This is a genomic window from Arthrobacter sp. D3-18, assembly GCF_054408525.1.
On record NZ_CP096440.1, the window covers coordinates 2,454,354 to 2,468,875 of the forward strand.

12 protein-coding genes are annotated in these 14,522 nt (G+C 60.6%); 5 read left to right on the forward strand and 7 right to left on the reverse strand.

Annotated features, from left to right (window positions below; genetic code table 11):
- Positions 1 to 5: 5 nt before the first annotated feature.
- The gene (locus M1D89_RS13530) at positions 6 to 1,544 is read right to left on the reverse strand and encodes a hypothetical protein (RefSeq protein WP_498644166.1); all 1,539 of its coding nucleotides are present in this window, start codon (positions 1,542 to 1,544) and stop codon (positions 6 to 8) included.
- Between the two features lie 158 nt (positions 1,545 to 1,702).
- Between M1D89_RS13530 and uvrA the strand changes: the two genes are divergently transcribed.
- Entirely contained in the window at positions 1,703 to 4,246 is a 2,544-nt protein-coding gene (uvrA, locus tag M1D89_RS13535; protein WP_498644168.1) for an excinuclease ABC subunit UvrA, read from the forward strand.
- 1 nt (position 4,247) lies between these two features.
- Here the strand turns inward: uvrA and M1D89_RS13540 are convergent, their stop codons facing one another.
- The gene (locus M1D89_RS13540) at positions 4,248 to 5,996 is read right to left on the reverse strand and encodes a pyruvate dehydrogenase (protein WP_498644170.1); all 1,749 of its coding nucleotides are present in this window, start codon (positions 5,994 to 5,996) and stop codon (positions 4,248 to 4,250) included.
- Between the two features lie 87 nt (positions 5,997 to 6,083).
- Entirely contained in the window at positions 6,084 to 6,434 is a 351-nt protein-coding gene (locus tag M1D89_RS13545) for a DUF3846 domain-containing protein (protein WP_498644172.1), read from the reverse strand.
- Positions 6,435 to 6,834: 400 nt separating this feature from the next.
- Between M1D89_RS13545 and ligD the strand changes: the two genes are divergently transcribed.
- Positions 6,835 to 8,079, forward strand: a complete 1,245-nt coding sequence (gene ligD, locus M1D89_RS13550; protein ID WP_498644174.1) for a non-homologous end-joining DNA ligase — start codon at positions 6,835 to 6,837, stop codon at positions 8,077 to 8,079.
- A gap of 27 nt (positions 8,080 to 8,106) precedes the next feature.
- On the opposite strand, the gene M1D89_RS13555 is transcribed toward ligD, so the two are convergent.
- Positions 8,107 to 8,715, reverse strand: a complete 609-nt coding sequence (locus M1D89_RS13555) for a dihydrofolate reductase family protein (protein WP_498644176.1) — start codon at positions 8,713 to 8,715, stop codon at positions 8,107 to 8,109.
- 211 nt (positions 8,716 to 8,926) lie between these two features.
- Here M1D89_RS13555 and M1D89_RS13560 point away from each other — a divergent pair, with 211 nt between their 5' ends.
- Positions 8,927 to 10,129 (forward strand): cation:proton antiporter, encoded by a 1,203-nt coding sequence (locus M1D89_RS13560; protein ID WP_498644178.1) that lies wholly within the window; start codon positions 8,927 to 8,929, stop codon positions 10,127 to 10,129.
- A gap of 211 nt (positions 10,130 to 10,340) precedes the next feature.
- Positions 10,341 to 10,544: a cold-shock protein gene (locus M1D89_RS13565; RefSeq protein WP_014921815.1), complete on the forward strand. Its 204-nt coding sequence runs from the start codon at positions 10,341 to 10,343 to the stop codon at positions 10,542 to 10,544.
- Positions 10,545 to 10,615: 71 nt separating this feature from the next.
- On the opposite strand, the gene M1D89_RS13570 is transcribed toward M1D89_RS13565, so the two are convergent.
- Positions 10,616 to 11,812 (reverse strand): NAD(P)/FAD-dependent oxidoreductase, encoded by a 1,197-nt coding sequence (locus tag M1D89_RS13570; protein ID WP_498644180.1) that lies wholly within the window; start codon positions 11,810 to 11,812, stop codon positions 10,616 to 10,618.
- 4 nt (positions 11,813 to 11,816) lie between these two features.
- Positions 11,817 to 12,023 (reverse strand): hypervirulence associated TUDOR domain-containing protein, encoded by a 207-nt coding sequence (locus M1D89_RS13575; protein WP_498644182.1) that lies wholly within the window; start codon positions 12,021 to 12,023, stop codon positions 11,817 to 11,819.
- 120 nt (positions 12,024 to 12,143) lie between these two features.
- Between M1D89_RS13575 and M1D89_RS13580 the strand changes: the two genes are divergently transcribed.
- Positions 12,144 to 12,956, forward strand: coding sequence for an MBL fold metallo-hydrolase (locus M1D89_RS13580; protein WP_498644184.1), 813 nt, complete (start codon positions 12,144 to 12,146; stop codon positions 12,954 to 12,956).
- 7 nt (positions 12,957 to 12,963) lie between these two features.
- Here M1D89_RS13580 and M1D89_RS13585 read toward each other — a convergent pair whose 3' ends face one another.
- Positions 12,964 to 14,457, reverse strand: coding sequence for an APC family permease (locus M1D89_RS13585; protein ID WP_498644186.1), 1,494 nt, complete (start codon positions 14,455 to 14,457; stop codon positions 12,964 to 12,966).
- Positions 14,458 to 14,522: the final 65 nt, after the last annotated feature.

A 14,522-nucleotide genomic window follows, 5' to 3' on the forward strand; every position in this document is an offset into this window, starting at 1 on the left:
ATCGGCTAGTTCGCTTTGAAGCTGACCTTGCCACTGGAACCGAACCAGCTGATGCTACCTCCCTGGTAGTCCTGCACTACAGCGCCGGCTGAAGCGTACTCATCGGAGATCGGGTAACCGAGCTTGCCTTTCTCGAACCCGTGCTGGGCCCAGAGGTTCCGAATCGCACCCATGCTGACGTGCGCGCCGCTGGCAGGCGAGTAGTAAATGGACCCGTTTTCGTAGGCCTGCCCGACGCCACCGTTCACCATGCCCCGGATCTCGTCCGTGACCGGGTACCCCAGAATCCCCGACTCGTAGCCGAGGGAGGCCCATTTGCGGCGGATCAAGCCAGTACTGACGTGCGCTCCGGTGGCGGGTGTGAAGTAGATGGAGCCATATTCGTATGCTTGACCGATGCCGCCCTTGGCCATGCCGGATATTTCGTCCGTGGTTGGGTAGCCGAGGTAGCCTCTTTCGTATCCGGTGGCACCCCATGCAGCACGAATGGCGCCCATACTGATGTGCGCGCCCGTGCTGCCGCCCCAGTAGATGGATCCGTTCTGATATGCCTGGCCCAAGGCTCCCCGGGTCATCCGTATCTCATCGGACGCCGGGTAACCGAGGACTCCGTTTTCAAAGCCTGTTGAACCCCACTTGCCGCGTATCACTCCTGTGCTGAAAAAGGTACCGGACAGTGGCGAGTGATAGATGGAGCCGTGTTGGAAAGCTTGTCCGGCTCCACCATTTTTGAGGCCATACATCTCGTTGCTGATGGGATCACCGGCGTAGGCGGGCCCGCCGATTGCGGCGTACTTGTTGGTGATTGCCCCGAATGGTGAGCTGCTGTAGGGAGTAAAGACGTCGTCCACGGCGCCCATGATGATGCGGTCACCGGGCCGGTTGGTCTTCAGAAGTTGGGTTACGGTCCCCAAGTGCGTTGAAATGCAGCCAGCACTCGGGACGTTGCCGGCGTGGAAGAAGATTGCATAGGACGCCCCCTGGACAGTTGGCATGTCCGGGTATCGGTTCCAGTTGATCACCGCGGCTTGCTCATAGAATCCTTGGTTCATATACGTCCAAAGGTTCTCGTCCGATTCGCCGCCCAGTCCCTCGAAATACTGGTTATAGGTGGGTCCATGTTCACCTCCCCAGCGGGAATTGGGATTCACCGTGTAGTACTTCAAAGCGGTCCCCGGATTGGATCGGCCCAAGGCCTCCGTGAAACTGAAGCTTCCGGTGGGAGACTTCCACGTGTCTTCCCATGCAAGATTCTGCGCCGAGAAACCCTTGGAACCGGCGAACCCGGTGGTTTGCCACTCCTGTGCGTACCCGCTCCCCGCCCGTACGCACCCTGTGATGACCACGGCAGACTGTGAGCGGTCTGTCGCAGTGGCGAACGTGACACGATTGGCCGCGTATGACGGGAACTTCACCTGCCCGGCACTGAGCCGCTGACAGGGGTTGTACACCTGCAGGCCCGCCTCCGCTGGTACCGCGAACACCAGCGACACCGCTGCCAAAGTTGCCGCAAGGAACCATGCGGACACTATTTTTCTGATCACGAGTCTTCCCCCAACGAGACAATCAAGCGAAAGATTCACAATGAAACTTTCAAAGCAGGGCGAACGCCCCGGACAAAAGGTTATGTGACTGCCCGGCAAGTTTCCGGCACGGCCACAGCGAATCGCGTAGGTTACTGGCGCCCGATAGAGTCGTGTCAATGGACAGCAAACTGACAATTGCCCGGCGCCAAGCTTCCACCCAAGGGTCAGCACAGTTTGCCGACGCTGAGGACGGGTTCGTCAGGGTCCGCGGAGCCCGCGAGAACAACCTCCGCAACGTGGACGTGGACGTGCCCCGAGATTCAGTCGTTGCGTTCACCGGAGTTTCGGGCTCCGGAAAATCGTCCCTGGCGTTCGGCACCATCTTTGCCGAAGCCCAGCGCCGCTACTTCGAATCCGTGGCCCCGTACGCACGGCGCCTCATCCAACAGGGCCACAATCCCAAGGTGGAAGCGATCACAGGGTTGCCACCCGCCGTCGCCCTCCAACAACGCCGGGGCACGGCAACCGCCCGTTCCAGTGTTGGCACTCTGACTACGCTGTCCAATTCCCTGCGAATGCTCTTTTCACGAGCCGGGAGTTACCCGGAGGGGGCCCGGCCATTGGACTCCGACGCCTTCTCCCCCAACACTTCTGCCGGTGCTTGCCCCGAGTGTCACGGGCTGGGTGTCGCCCACACGGTCACGGAAAGGTCCCTGGTTCCCGACCCGTCCCTCAGCATCCGGGATGGTGCAATCGCCGCGTGGCCCGGCGCTTGGCAAGGCAAAAATCTCCGCGACATCCTCACGCATCTTGGGTACGACGTCGACACGCCGTGGCGGAAGCTACCAAAGAAGGACCGCGACTGGATTCTCTTCACCGAAGAACAGCCAGTAGTGGAAGTGACGCCGCAACGGGACCGCGTCGCCAAGCCCTATAAAGGCCGGTTCTGGAGCGCCAAAAGCTATGTGCTCCACACCTTGGCCGACTCGAAAAGCACCACGATGCGTGACAGGGTTCTGCGCTTCATGGAAACCGGCCGCTGCCCGCAATGTGGTGGCAGCGGGCTCCGGCCGGAAGCACTGGCTGTCACCTTCGCCGGCAAGACCATCGCTGAGCTCAATGCCCTGCCGATGACCGAGCTGGCCAACATCATCCGCCCCACCACGGAATTGACGGCGGCCGGCACAGCCTCACGGACCGGGACCTCCGGTGAAACCAACGAGGTTGCCGTTGCCATCACCCGCGACCTACTAAACCGGGTCACGGTACTTTTGGATCTGGGCCTGGGTTACCTTGCGCTGGGTCGTCCAACGCCAACGCTCTCTCCAGGCGAGATGCAACGCCTCAGGATCGCCACACAGCTGCGTTCCGGGCTTTTCGGCGTCATTTACGTTCTTGATGAACCATCTGCAGGACTCCATCCGGCCGACGCCGAGCCGCTCCTCGCCGTGCTGGAACAGCTCAAGAGCTCAGGCAACTCTGTGTTCGTGGTGGAGCACAACATGGATTTCGTCAGGGCGGCGGATTGGCTGGTCGATGTCGGACCGCGCGCCGGCGATGGCGGTGGACAGGTCCTCTACAGCGGTCCTGTGGCCGGACTTGCTGACGTGCAGGAATCCATCACGCGGCCGTTCCTGTTTCCCAATAGCCACAACCCGGTCCCACCAAAAGAGCCCTGTCCACCAAAAGAGATCCGCCCGCCGAAAGAGTGGCTCAGGCTTCAAAACATCAACAGGCACAACCTTCGGGACTTGGAGGCTGAGTTCCCGTTAGGCGTGCTGACGGCGGTAACTGGCGTATCCGGCTCGGGTAAGTCCACTTTGGTCAGCCAGGTGCTCGCCGAGGTGGTCGGTGCCGGGTTGCATCCCGAAGCTCTCGACTCCGGCACGCTGCACCCGGCGAACGCTGTGGGCTTGGTATCCGGGCTTCACCAGCTCGACCGCCTCGTAAAGGTGGACCAGAAGCCCATCGGTCGGACCCCTCGTTCCAACCTGGCCACCTACACCGGGCTCTTTGACGGAGTCCGGAAGGAGTTTGCAGCCACTGAGGAAGCCCGTGCCCGCGGATTCGGGGCTGGCCGGTTCTCCTTCAACGTGGCCGGCGGCCGTTGCGAAACCTGCCAGGGAGAAGGGTTCGTGGCAGTGGAACTGCTGTTCCTCCCCGGGAGTTACGGCTCTTGCCCCGAATGCCACGGTTCGCGGTTCAATCCCGAAACCCTGGAAGTCACTTACCGTGGACATAATATTGCCGACGTCCTGGCCATGACCGTGAACGCGGCTTCCGAATTCCTGGCTGATCTTCCCGGCGTTGCCCGCAGTCTCCAAACCCTTCGCGAGGTGGGCTTGGGATACCTTCGCCTGGGCCAGCCAGCCACTGAGCTTTCCGGCGGTGAAGCACAGCGCATCAAACTCGCCACCGAACTTCAGCGTATCCAACGCGGTCACACCCTTTATCTGCTGGACGAGCCCACCACTGGCCTGCACCCTGCCGACGTTCAACTCCTGATGACCCAGTTGCACAAGCTGGTGGATGCCGGAAACACTGTCATCGTTGTGGAGCATGAGATGGACGTTGTAGCAGGCGCCGACTGGGTGATCGATCTGGGACCCGGCGGTGGCGACGCCGGCGGCGAGATCATGGTTGCAGGCCCGCCAGCCGTCGTCGCGGGTTCCCGAACAAGCCGGACAGCGCCCTACCTCGCTGCCGCCAGCCGGCCGTAGCCTACCGCCGGGGAATGTTGCGCAGGTTGCTTCGCGCCATGCTGACAGCTTCCCCAGCGCCGCGATTCAGGACCACTTTGGACATGGCCGTAGCGAATCCAAGGACCTGTGAGCCCGAAATCTTCGGCGGAATAGAGAGGGCGTTGGGGTCGGTGATGAGTTCCACCAAGGACGGACCAGGATGCGCAAATGCCGCCCGGTACGCGGCCTCGATGTCCGCCGGATCCGTGACGCGTACGGAGTGGAAACCCAAGGCTTTGGCCACCGCCGCGTAATTGGCGTCCGGAACGTCCACTCCGAAGTCGGGTAGCCCGTCTACCAACATTTCGAGCTTCACCATCCCCAGGGTGGAGTTGTTGAACACCACCACGTTCACGGGTAATTGGTGCGCGGCCACCGTGATGAGCTCGCCCATCAGCATGGACAGGCCGCCATCGCCCGACACGGAAACCACCTGCCGCCCGGGATATGCCACCTGCGCGCCGATGGCGTGCGGAAGGGCGTTGGCCATGGATCCGTGGAGGAACGAGCCGATCAGCCGACGCGTGCCCAGCGGGTTGATGTAACGCGCAGTCCAGACGTTGCACATGCCGGTATCGGCTGTGAAGATGGCGTCTTCCGCTGCAACCTGGTCCAGCAGCGACGCCGCGTACTCGGGATGAATGGGCTGCTTCTTCTCTACTTTGCGCGTGTAGGCACCCACGGCTTTGTTCATCAGTCGGTCATGCTTCTTCAGCATCTGGTCAAGGAAACGCCGGCTTTTCTTCGGCGTGACCAGCGGCAGCAAGGCCGTCAAGGTAGGAAGGACGTCGCCATGGACTGCGATGTCGACGTCGGTCCGCCTCCCCAGCCGCTGTGCGGCCCTGTCAACCTGGGCCGTGCGGGTGTCCGGCAGGAACTGGTCGTAGGGAAAATCCGTGCCGAGCAGAATCAGCAGATCCGCATCTTCAATGCCTTCGGCCGCCGCTCCATAGCCGAGCAGCCCGGTCATTCCTATGTCGAAAGGGTTGTCATACTGAACGAAGTCCTTGCCCCGCAGGGAGTGGCCGATTGGTGCGTTGACCAGTTCTGCCAGGGCGATCAGTTCATCATGCGCCCCTTCGACGCCGGCACCGGCAAAAATAGCCACTTTACCGGCGTCGTTAATGGCGTCAGCGAGTTCCCGGACGCTGGCTGGATCGGGCACCAAGGCCGCCGGACGGAATGCGGCCGGCAATGGGGTTGGTGCCGTAGCTTCAAGCCCGGCGATGTCGCCCGGAAGGGTGACAACAGCAACTCCCCCGAGGCCAACAGCGTTCTGTATGGCGCTGTGCATGACCCGCGGTGCTTGCTCGACCGTACTGACCATCTCCGAATACACGGAGCACTCGTTGAAGAGGCGGTCCGGATGGGTTTCCTGGAAGAAGCCGCTGCCAATCTGCTTGCTGGGGATGTGCGAAGCGATGGCAAGCACCGGGGCTCCGGTGCGGTTGGCGTCGTACAGCCCATTGATCAGGTGCAGGTTGCCGGGTCCGCATGACCCCGCGCAGACAGCCAATTTTCCCGTCAACTGGGCCTCTGCCGCGGCAGCAAATGCGGCCGCCTCCTCATGGCGAACATGGATCCAGTCGATGCCGCCCTTCTTGGAGCCTCCGGTTTGCCGGACAGCGTCCACGATTGGATTAAGGCTGTCGCCAACGATTCCGTAGATCCGCTGCACGCCGGCAGCCTGGAGTTGTTCGATGAGTTGGGTGGCAAGTTCCTTGGCCATAGTGTGCAGGCTCCCTCAATGGTGGTGTTGGGCTGACAGGGCCAATATAGTCGGCCCGTCCCGTCCCCACCTGTGAAGGCCTTCTGCTTAAGCTGCCAGTCGAGTCTCGAACAGGCGCTCCGCCAGACTCAACAGATGACTCGGCACGTCTGCGGCGCTCCCGCTGCTCCCGTGACCGAGGAAAACGGCCGTGCCACTGACGGTGTCGTCCATTGGAGTGCCCGCTTCCCGGATCAAGACCTCGGCCCGTGGGTTCAGGGGCAAAGGAATGTGAATTGCCTGGTCGTTCAGGAGAACGTGCCAGCCACGGCCGGATATTGCTTCAACATTTCCCTCCACGAGTGACTGTTGTATTGCCATGGCAGCCTCAATGCGTTCCACTCGAATTTGCTCATTGAGGCGCGCAGGAATAATGAGCGCAGAGACTAATTGCCGCATGTTTTGAATTTCCGTTTCTTCACATCTACCGCCGCACTCGTCGGCACCATATGGCCAGCGACGCCGGCCGGTGGCCGCTCCATGTCACCCGGCCGTTACTGAAGGGCCCTTAGCGCTGGTTCTTCCTTGGTTTGGAAAAGAGGTTTTCGCTGCCTTCAGCTTTTGCCCTCTTTTCGGCCCGCTTTTCCAGAATAGTCTTCCCCGTCTTCTTCGACTTGGCGCCGCTGGGTGATTTACCGGACATTTTGCACTCCTCTATATTTTCGTTATGACAACACCATACCTACTTATATTTTTAAAGCCAGTTGCAGAATTTGTGCCTCCAAGCTGAAGTCCTTTTATGCCTTTTCGTTTGAAGGTTGCTCTGGCTGGGAGGGCTATTGGTTGCTAGCGTGGCCGCATGAACCCGTCGAAGTCCCCGGCCGAGATCCTCGACATTGCCGGCAGTGAGGTCCGCATCTCCAATCCGGACAAGGTGGTGTTTCCCGAGCCCGGGCTGACGAAGCTCGATCTGGTGAACTACTACCTCGCAGTGGCAGAGGGAGCTCTACGCGGCGCTGGCGGCCGTCCGATGGTGCTCAAGCGCTTTCCCAAGGGCATCGACGCGGAACCGTTTTTCCAGAAGCGCGTCCCGGAAAACCATCCTGACTTCATTGGCACAGCGACTCTCCATTACTCGTCCGGCACCTCCGCCGAGGAGACGGTGATCCGCGATGCTGCCGGCTTGGCGTGGGTGGTGAACCTCGGATGCTTGGACCTCAACCCGCACCCTGTCCGTGCGGAGGACCTTGACCACCCGGACGAACTGCGGGTGGATTTGGACCCTATGCCCGGCGTCGACTGGTCCCGGATTGTGGACACTGCATACGTTGCACAGGATGTCCTGGATGATGTCGGGTTGGTGGGGTGGCCAAAGACCAGCGGCTCCCGGGGGCTCCATATCCTGGTCCGAATAACACCGCAGTGGTCTTACCGCGACGTGCGGCTCGCCGCCGAGACCCTTGCCCGTGAAGTGGAAAACCGTGCTCCCGGGCTGGCAACCGCCAAATGGTGGAAGGAGGAGCGTGGGGAGAGCGTATTCGTTGACTTCAACCAGAACGCCAAGGACCGCACCGTAGCTTCGGCTTACTCTGTCCGTTCCCGGCCCGATGCCCGCGTCTCTACACCGCTCACTTGGGAGGAGGTGCGCTCCGCCCGGCCAGAGCAGTTCACAGTCCACTCAGTACCCGATCGTTTTTCGGATCTGGGCGACCCCCACGCCGGAATAGACGACGCGGCCGGCTCGCTGGACGGACTTCTTTCCCTGGCTGCGGAGCTTGGCCCGGCTGAGAAGGCACCCAGGAGCGGAGACGGCTCAGGTCGCCGGATCTCAACGATGCCCCTGATCGAGGTGGCCCGCACCAAGACCAAGCCCGAGGCCGAGGCAGCTCTCGATGAGTGGAAGGCCCTGCACTCTGACGTTGTTTCCCTGCTGCACCCTGCCGACGTCCTTGTGGACGGGATGCGGGGATCAAGTTCCCTTTGGTATCGGGTGCGGGTAAACCTTCAGCACGTCCCTGAAGACCGGCGCCCGCCCCAAGAGAAGCTCATCGCAGACTATGACCCGTGGGCGGGTAAGCAATGGCCCGGCCGGCCAGCTTCCTGACGCTGCGCGAAACCTGAAGACGCGCGGCTAGTCCTGACCGATGGTGATACCCGTAATCGGCGCACCGGCACGCTCGTAGGAGAGCAATACCGCTCCTTTCGGGAAAGCCCTCGGTGGTTGCACAAAACGGAATGCCGCCGGGACTCCCGAGCCGTCGGCGAACAACCGCTTTCCCGAGCCGAAGGTGAGCGGGTAAAGGAAAAGGTTGAGTCGGTCGAGAAGGTCAGCCTCCAGGAGCGAACGAATAAGGTGTCCGCTGCCGAACATGTGGATATCCAGGAACCGCTCCTTTACTTCAGACAGCTCCGAGACTTCCGCACGTGCAGTGGTGCCTTCCCATTCCGGGCGGGTCAGGGTTTGTGAGACGACAAACTTTGGCAAGGCGTTGAACGTCTCGCCGATGTGGTCTTTCTGATGCGGCCAGAACCCCGCAAAGATGTCGTAGGTTTTTCGTCCAAGCAACAAGGCGTCCATGCGGTCAATCCCCGCCCCGATGGCTTCGCCTGTCTCGTCGTCAAAATACGCTGCCTGCCAGCCTCCGAATTCGAAGCCACCGCCTCTGTCTTCCTCAGGGCCGCCGGGTGCCTGGTAGACGCCGTAGAGCGTAACGAACAGGTTAGCGGTGAGGATTCCCACGAGGCACTCCTTCTTCTGGCCACGGGCGGATGCCGCGGTGCTGTGGCGTCTTCCTCGAATCAGTATGCTGCTTCACCGTTCCTTGTGGAACCCGGATCCGGTGGTTCGAGGGCCAGGACTTTCGGCACAGGACTTCTGGCGCGCCGGGAGGGCTGGCGGTAGCTTTGGAGTACTTTTCCTTAGAGCAGCCAAGGTACCGGAGGCACTGCCGATGCAAGGCTTGTCCACGTCACTGGTCCTTATCGCCGTCCTGGCTGTCCTGGCACCGCTTGCCACCCGGCTCCTTGACCGTTGGGTCAGAGTGCCGATCGTGGTCTTTGAAATTGTTCTTGGCATCATGTTCGGTCCCAGCCTCCTGGGATGGGTGCAGTCCACCGCATTCACCGACATGCTGGCCGACTTCGGACTGGCCATGTTGTTCTTCGTGGCCGGCAACGAGATCGATTTCACGGCCATCCGCGGCCGACCCATTTATCGCGCGTCCGCAGGCTGGGTCATTTCCCTGGCCGCCGGCATTGGGGCCGGTTTCCTCCTGGGTCCCTCGCCTGAGGCAGCCGTGATCATCGGCGTTGCCTTGTGCTCCACGGCTTTAGGCGCTTTGCTGCCTATCCTTCGGGACGCCGGCGCTTCGAAGTCGCCGATCGGTGTCGCCGTAACCGCTTTGGGTGCGGCCGGCGAGTTCGGTCCGCTCATTGCCATCTCGTTGTTCTTCAGTGGCAAACAACTTGGCGTGGCATCAGGAGTCCTTCTCGGCTTCGTTCTCCTGACTGGTGTGGCAATCTACCTTGCTTCCCAGGCGCGGCACACGTTATTCCATGCCCAAGTCACCGCCACACTGCATACCAGCAGCCAATTCGCCATGCGTTCCATCCTGTTGATTCTCAGCGGGCTGGTAGTGCTCAGCATGGTCCTGGGACTCGATATGCTGCTCGGCGCCTTTGCTGCCGGGGTCCTCTGGAAGGTCACCATCGCACGTGCTCCTGAAGTAGATCGGAAAGTCATTGAGACGAAGATCGACGCCGTCGCCTTTGGCTTCCTGGTGCCCATCTTCTTTATCGATACCGGCATTGATTTCGACTTGGGCGCCTTGACCTCCAGTCCCCTGACCCTGGCCATGGTCCCGTTGTTCCTCGCCCTTTTGCTGATCATCCGCGGCCTTCCGTCATTGCTCACTGCGCCTCCTGGCTCCACCCGAGCGGACAAACGGTCCCTCATGCTATTCGGGGCCACAGCTTTGCCAATCATCGTGGCGGTGACAACCATCGGCCGGGAGCATGGGTTCATCAGCAGTGGAATTTCCTCGGCCCTCATAGGCGCGGGGATGCTCTCGGTACTCCTGTTTCCGCTGCTGGCGCTTCGCGCACTAGGCCGCACAGAAGCAGCGGACCGTACACTTCGCCCACCGAAAGCGTGACGCAACCCGGCTGCCCTGAAGCAGCCCCGGCAAAGGCAACAAGCAAACGACGGCGGCCTTCCGCCGTCGGACGTTCTTCCCACCGACGCTTACGCGTCTCCACAAATGTGTTGCCCCAAGCGGAACCGGCCCATAGGCTCGTATCGTGAGTGGCAGGGACGGCAAACCGACCAGCGGGACCGACCAGCGACCGGGTGAAGGAAATAAAGGCATGGCAACAGGAACAGTTAAGTGGTTTAACGCTGAAAAGGGTTTCGGATTCATCGCCCCGGACGATGGAGGCCCTGACGTGTTTGCTCACTACTCAGCGATTACGTCGAGCGGATACCGCTCGCTGGAGGAGAACCAAAAGGTCCAATTCGACATCACGCAGGGTCCCAAAGGTCCGCAGGCGGAGAACATTCAGCCCGCCTAGGTTCACAACACCAGGTTTACAACAAAGGGGACCGGTCCGGCCGTTTGGCCAGACCGGTCCCTTTGCGTCTGCTACGCCCGGCCTTTGAGGATCAGGTGCCAATAAACCTGCGGGAACATATCGCGGTCCACCCACCAGGAGAATCGGCTCTCTTTCCATGTGGGCACCTTTGGGATGGTTGGCATGGGCCTGTACTGGGGGTCGAACTCGGCAAAGACCACTGTGCTCCGGGAAACGGTGAACGGACATACGGAGTATCCGTTGTACTTCTGGCTGAGAGGTTCGCCTTTGCGGGCCGAGAGCAAATTTTTCGCCAGGACTTTGGTCTGCTTGCGCAACGCCCCGCCGGCTTTGGAGTTGGTGGTTCCTGCAGCGTCGCCCAGTGACCAGACATTGGGGTATCTGGGGTGGCGCAGCGTCTGCGTGTCCACCTCCACAAAACCGTGCTGGTCCCCTTCCGCCGGCAAGTCCGTGGTTTTAAGCCAATCCGGCGCAGACTGGGGCGGGACGGCATTGAGGACATCGTAGGGCAAGTCCTCCGAGGTGTGGTCTGTATTGTTTCGGATAGTGGCCGTACGTGCGGCGGGGTTCACCGCCACCAATTCGCTGTTTGTCCTCAGTTCGATTCCGTACTCGGCAATCTTGCGGTCAAGCTCCCGGTCTACCTCGGGAACCCCGAAAACTGTGGGATAAGGCTGGACCATAACAACCCGGATGTTTCCCAGAACGCCTTGCTCCCTCCAGTAGTCACAGGCCAAGTACATCGGTTTCTGGCTGGCCCCGCCGCATTTAACAGGTCCCGACGGCATGGTGAAGATGACGGTGCCCGATTTCAAAGTGCTTAAGAGGGTCCAGAGTTTCGGCGCAAGTTCGAACTCGTAATGAGAGGAACCGTACGGTGAATGCACCGCCTCAGCCAGCCCCGGCACGGCGTCCCAGTTGTACTGCAGCCCCGGGCACACCACAAGGTGTCCGTAGGTCACTGTGGAACCGGAGGCCAGCGTCACTGAGTTGGCATTCGCATCCACGTTGACCGCTTTATCCTTGATCCACGCGACGCCCTTGGGCATCACTGACTCCTGGCTCCGGACTGCTTCTTTGACCTGGGCCCGGCCGCCCGCGATATGCGAGAACAAGGGCTGGTACAAATGATGCTCCTTGGGCTCGATGAGGGCGATGTCCTTGACGCCATATCGCTTCAAGCGGGCAGCCAGTGACACACCTGCATTGCCGCCGCCGATGATGACTACCTCGTGTTGCGGTGCCATGCCACTAGCTCTTTTCAGTCAATGCGGAGCCCTTGTGCGCTGCCTTGGCACCGGTCTTCTCTGACTCCACCACGTACTGCGGCTCGTCGTCGCTGGCCACGTGTTTGTTGCCATCCAGGACAAAGTCACTGGTCTTCTTTTCCACGATCTTTCCGTGCGTCTTGCCCTGCGGGGTGTTCCACTCCACGTGTGTTCCCTTGCCCAGTGCCATGTCCGCTCCTAGTGTGGTGTCCCTCTCCGACTACGACTGCCCCACAATAGTAAGCATGATGATCATCTCGCGATACCTGGCGGGACAGCCGGACACAAAGTGCCGTCGAAAGGATTCCTGATGCTGATCTGTGCCACCTGCGCCGTTGAATGCGACGAGCCTACGCCAGACGTCTGTCCCATCTGCGCAGACGAACGACAGTATGTGCCGGAGGACGGGCAACAATGGCTCACTCTGGACGAACTGACTGGTACTGGACGGAAGATCGTGCTGGAGCAAAACGAACCCGGACTCATAGCAGTGAGGACTGAGCCCAAAGTCGGTATCGGCCAGACTGCCCAGCTCGTGGTGACGTCCCAAGGCTCGCTGCTGTGGGATCCCGTGGGTTATGTCGATGACAACGCTGTGGCAACGGTCCTTGAACATGGCCCCGTTGTAGCTATTGCCGCCAGTCATCCGCACATGTTCGGTGTGCAGGTGGAATGGTCGCGCCGTCTTGGCAACGTCCCGGTCCTGGTCGCTGCGGCCGACCGCGAATGGCTAGGCCGCAGCGATCCAAGCGTTACCTACTGGTCCGGCACCACAACAATCGCCGATGGATTGGTCCTGCATCAGACAGGTGGGCATTTCTCCGGCAGTGCGGTGGCGCACTGGGCAGCAGGAGCCGGCGGCAGAGGGGTTTTGCTGACCGGCGACAGCGTGTTTCCCAATCCAGATCGTCGCACGGTCGCCTTCATGCGCAGTTATCCCAATCGCCTACCACTCTCCGGCGCGGTGGCGTTGCGAATTGCAGCCCAACTGGAACTGCTGACGTTCGACCGCATTTACGGCAACTTCAACAACGTCATCGCCTCGGGAGCGAAAAACGTACTTCACGACTCAGCTCAGCGGCATGCAGCATGGACGCGGGGAGATTTTGACCACCTGACCTGAAACCTGGTCATTCCTCCGGTGGCTGCTGTCGTCCCTGGCTATGTTGGTCCGCCTGTGCCCGGGCTGGTTCTTCCCCTCTGGTGTTGGTCTTCCTGGTGATCAGCCAGGTAATGAACCACAGCACCACGCCGATAGCCATCAGGCCGCCGGCCACTTGGTATTGGATGGGGTTCCTGCCCACCCAAGGACCAGCAAGGAAGGCACACAGTACGGCTGCCACCAACGGCAGTTGTCCTGGAGAGGTGAAGAACACCTTTCGGTGGGGATCCCGCTTTCGGCGAAGGACCACGCAGGCGACGTTGACCAGGGTGAACACGCACAGCAGCAGGAACGCGGTGGTCCCGGAAAGGTTGGCCACGATGTTGCTTGAGGGGTCCATGCTGACGTACCAGATCAGCCCCATGGCAAGGACGGTGGAGAACGCGATGCCAGCCCACGGCGACCGACGACCCGGCAATACCCGACCCAAGGAGCGAGGCAGAACGTGCTGGCGTGCCATGCCATAAATAAGCCGGCTGGCCATCAACATGTTGATCAACGCCGTGTTGGCCACTGCGAAGACGGCGAGGAAAGGAAAGATCTTGTCGATGGGGAAATCCGGTGATCCCTTGTGCACCACTTCCAAAAGCGCTGCTCCTTCGGCTTCCCTGATCTCCCCCAACTCCGCCGGGGTCAGCACACTCACCACGGACACAGCCACCAGCATGTAGAGGATCACTGCTATGCCGAGGCCAGTCAACATGGTGCGGGGGAAAATCCGTTCCGGATTCCTGGTTTCCTCAACCATGTTCACGGAGTCCTCGAAGCCCACCATGGCAAAGAATGCAATGGACGTAGCTGCAGTGACCGCCAGGAACAGCCCCTTGTCCTGATAGTCGGTAAAAACGAAGATCTCCTGGACATTGCCGGTTCCCTGGGCCATCACGAAGAAGCCAACCCCGATCACGACACACAGGGCAAGCACCTCAACCGCCGTGAGTATGACGTTGAACTTGACGCTCTCCCCCACGCCCCGCAGATTGATCACTGCCAGCAGCAGCATGAAGCCCAGTGCCACGGCGGTGATCACACCACGGTCCGGCACGTCCATCCAGCCGTTGACTTCCAGGCCACCAAAAAAGTTCTGGGCAAGGACATTGGCCGATGTCGAGGCGCTGGTAATGCCGGAGCAAACAACAGCGAACGCCACGAGGAAGGTGACGAAATGGATCCCGAAGGCCTTATGCGTATATAGCGCTGCGCCTGCTGCCTGCGGGTATTGCGTGACCAACTCAAGGTAGGAAAACGCGGTGAGGGTGGCGACGATGAAGGCGAGGAGGAACGGTAACCAGACGATGCCACCAACTGTCCCTGCCATTGTCCCGGTAACCGCATAAACCCCGGCCCCAAGAATGTCGCCGACAATAAAGAGAAGGAGCAGTTTTGGTCCCAGCACGCGTTTAAGCTGTGGTTCCTCACCTGCAGGCGTTGCTTCCAAGGCGTTGTCTGACGTGGTGCTCATGGTCCACCCCCGGCCCGTACACGGTCCCCCGACCATGTAAGTGATCTGATTTATCTCACTTTGAT

Bases quoted from the DNA above. Each gene is read 5' to 3' on its own strand.
- M1D89_RS13560 (WP_498644178.1), top strand. From the start codon at position 8,927: ATGCAAGGCTTGTCCACGTCACTGGTCCTTATCGCCGTCCTGGCTGTC.
- M1D89_RS13575 (WP_498644182.1), bottom strand. From the start codon at position 12,023: ATGGCACTGGGCAAGGGAACACACGTGGAGTGGAACACCCCGCAGGGC.
- ligD (WP_498644174.1), top strand. From the start codon at position 6,835: ATGAACCCGTCGAAGTCCCCGGCCGAGATCCTCGACATTGCCGGCAGT.
- M1D89_RS13540 (WP_498644170.1), bottom strand. From the start codon at position 5,996: ATGGCCAAGGAACTTGCCACCCAACTCATCGAACAACTCCAGGCTGCC.
- M1D89_RS13580 (WP_498644184.1), top strand. From the start codon at position 12,144: ATGCTGATCTGTGCCACCTGCGCCGTTGAATGCGACGAGCCTACGCCA.
- uvrA (WP_498644168.1), top strand. From the start codon at position 1,703: ATGGACAGCAAACTGACAATTGCCCGGCGCCAAGCTTCCACCCAAGGG.
- M1D89_RS13545 (WP_498644172.1), bottom strand. From the start codon at position 6,434: ATGCGGCAATTAGTCTCTGCGCTCATTATTCCTGCGCGCCTCAATGAG.
- M1D89_RS13570 (WP_498644180.1), bottom strand. From the start codon at position 11,812: ATGGCACCGCAACACGAGGTAGTCATCATCGGCGGCGGCAATGCAGGT.
- M1D89_RS13585 (WP_498644186.1), bottom strand. From the start codon at position 14,457: ATGAGCACCACGTCAGACAACGCCTTGGAAGCAACGCCTGCAGGTGAG.
- M1D89_RS13565 (WP_014921815.1), top strand. From the start codon at position 10,341: ATGGCAACAGGAACAGTTAAGTGGTTTAACGCTGAAAAGGGTTTCGGA.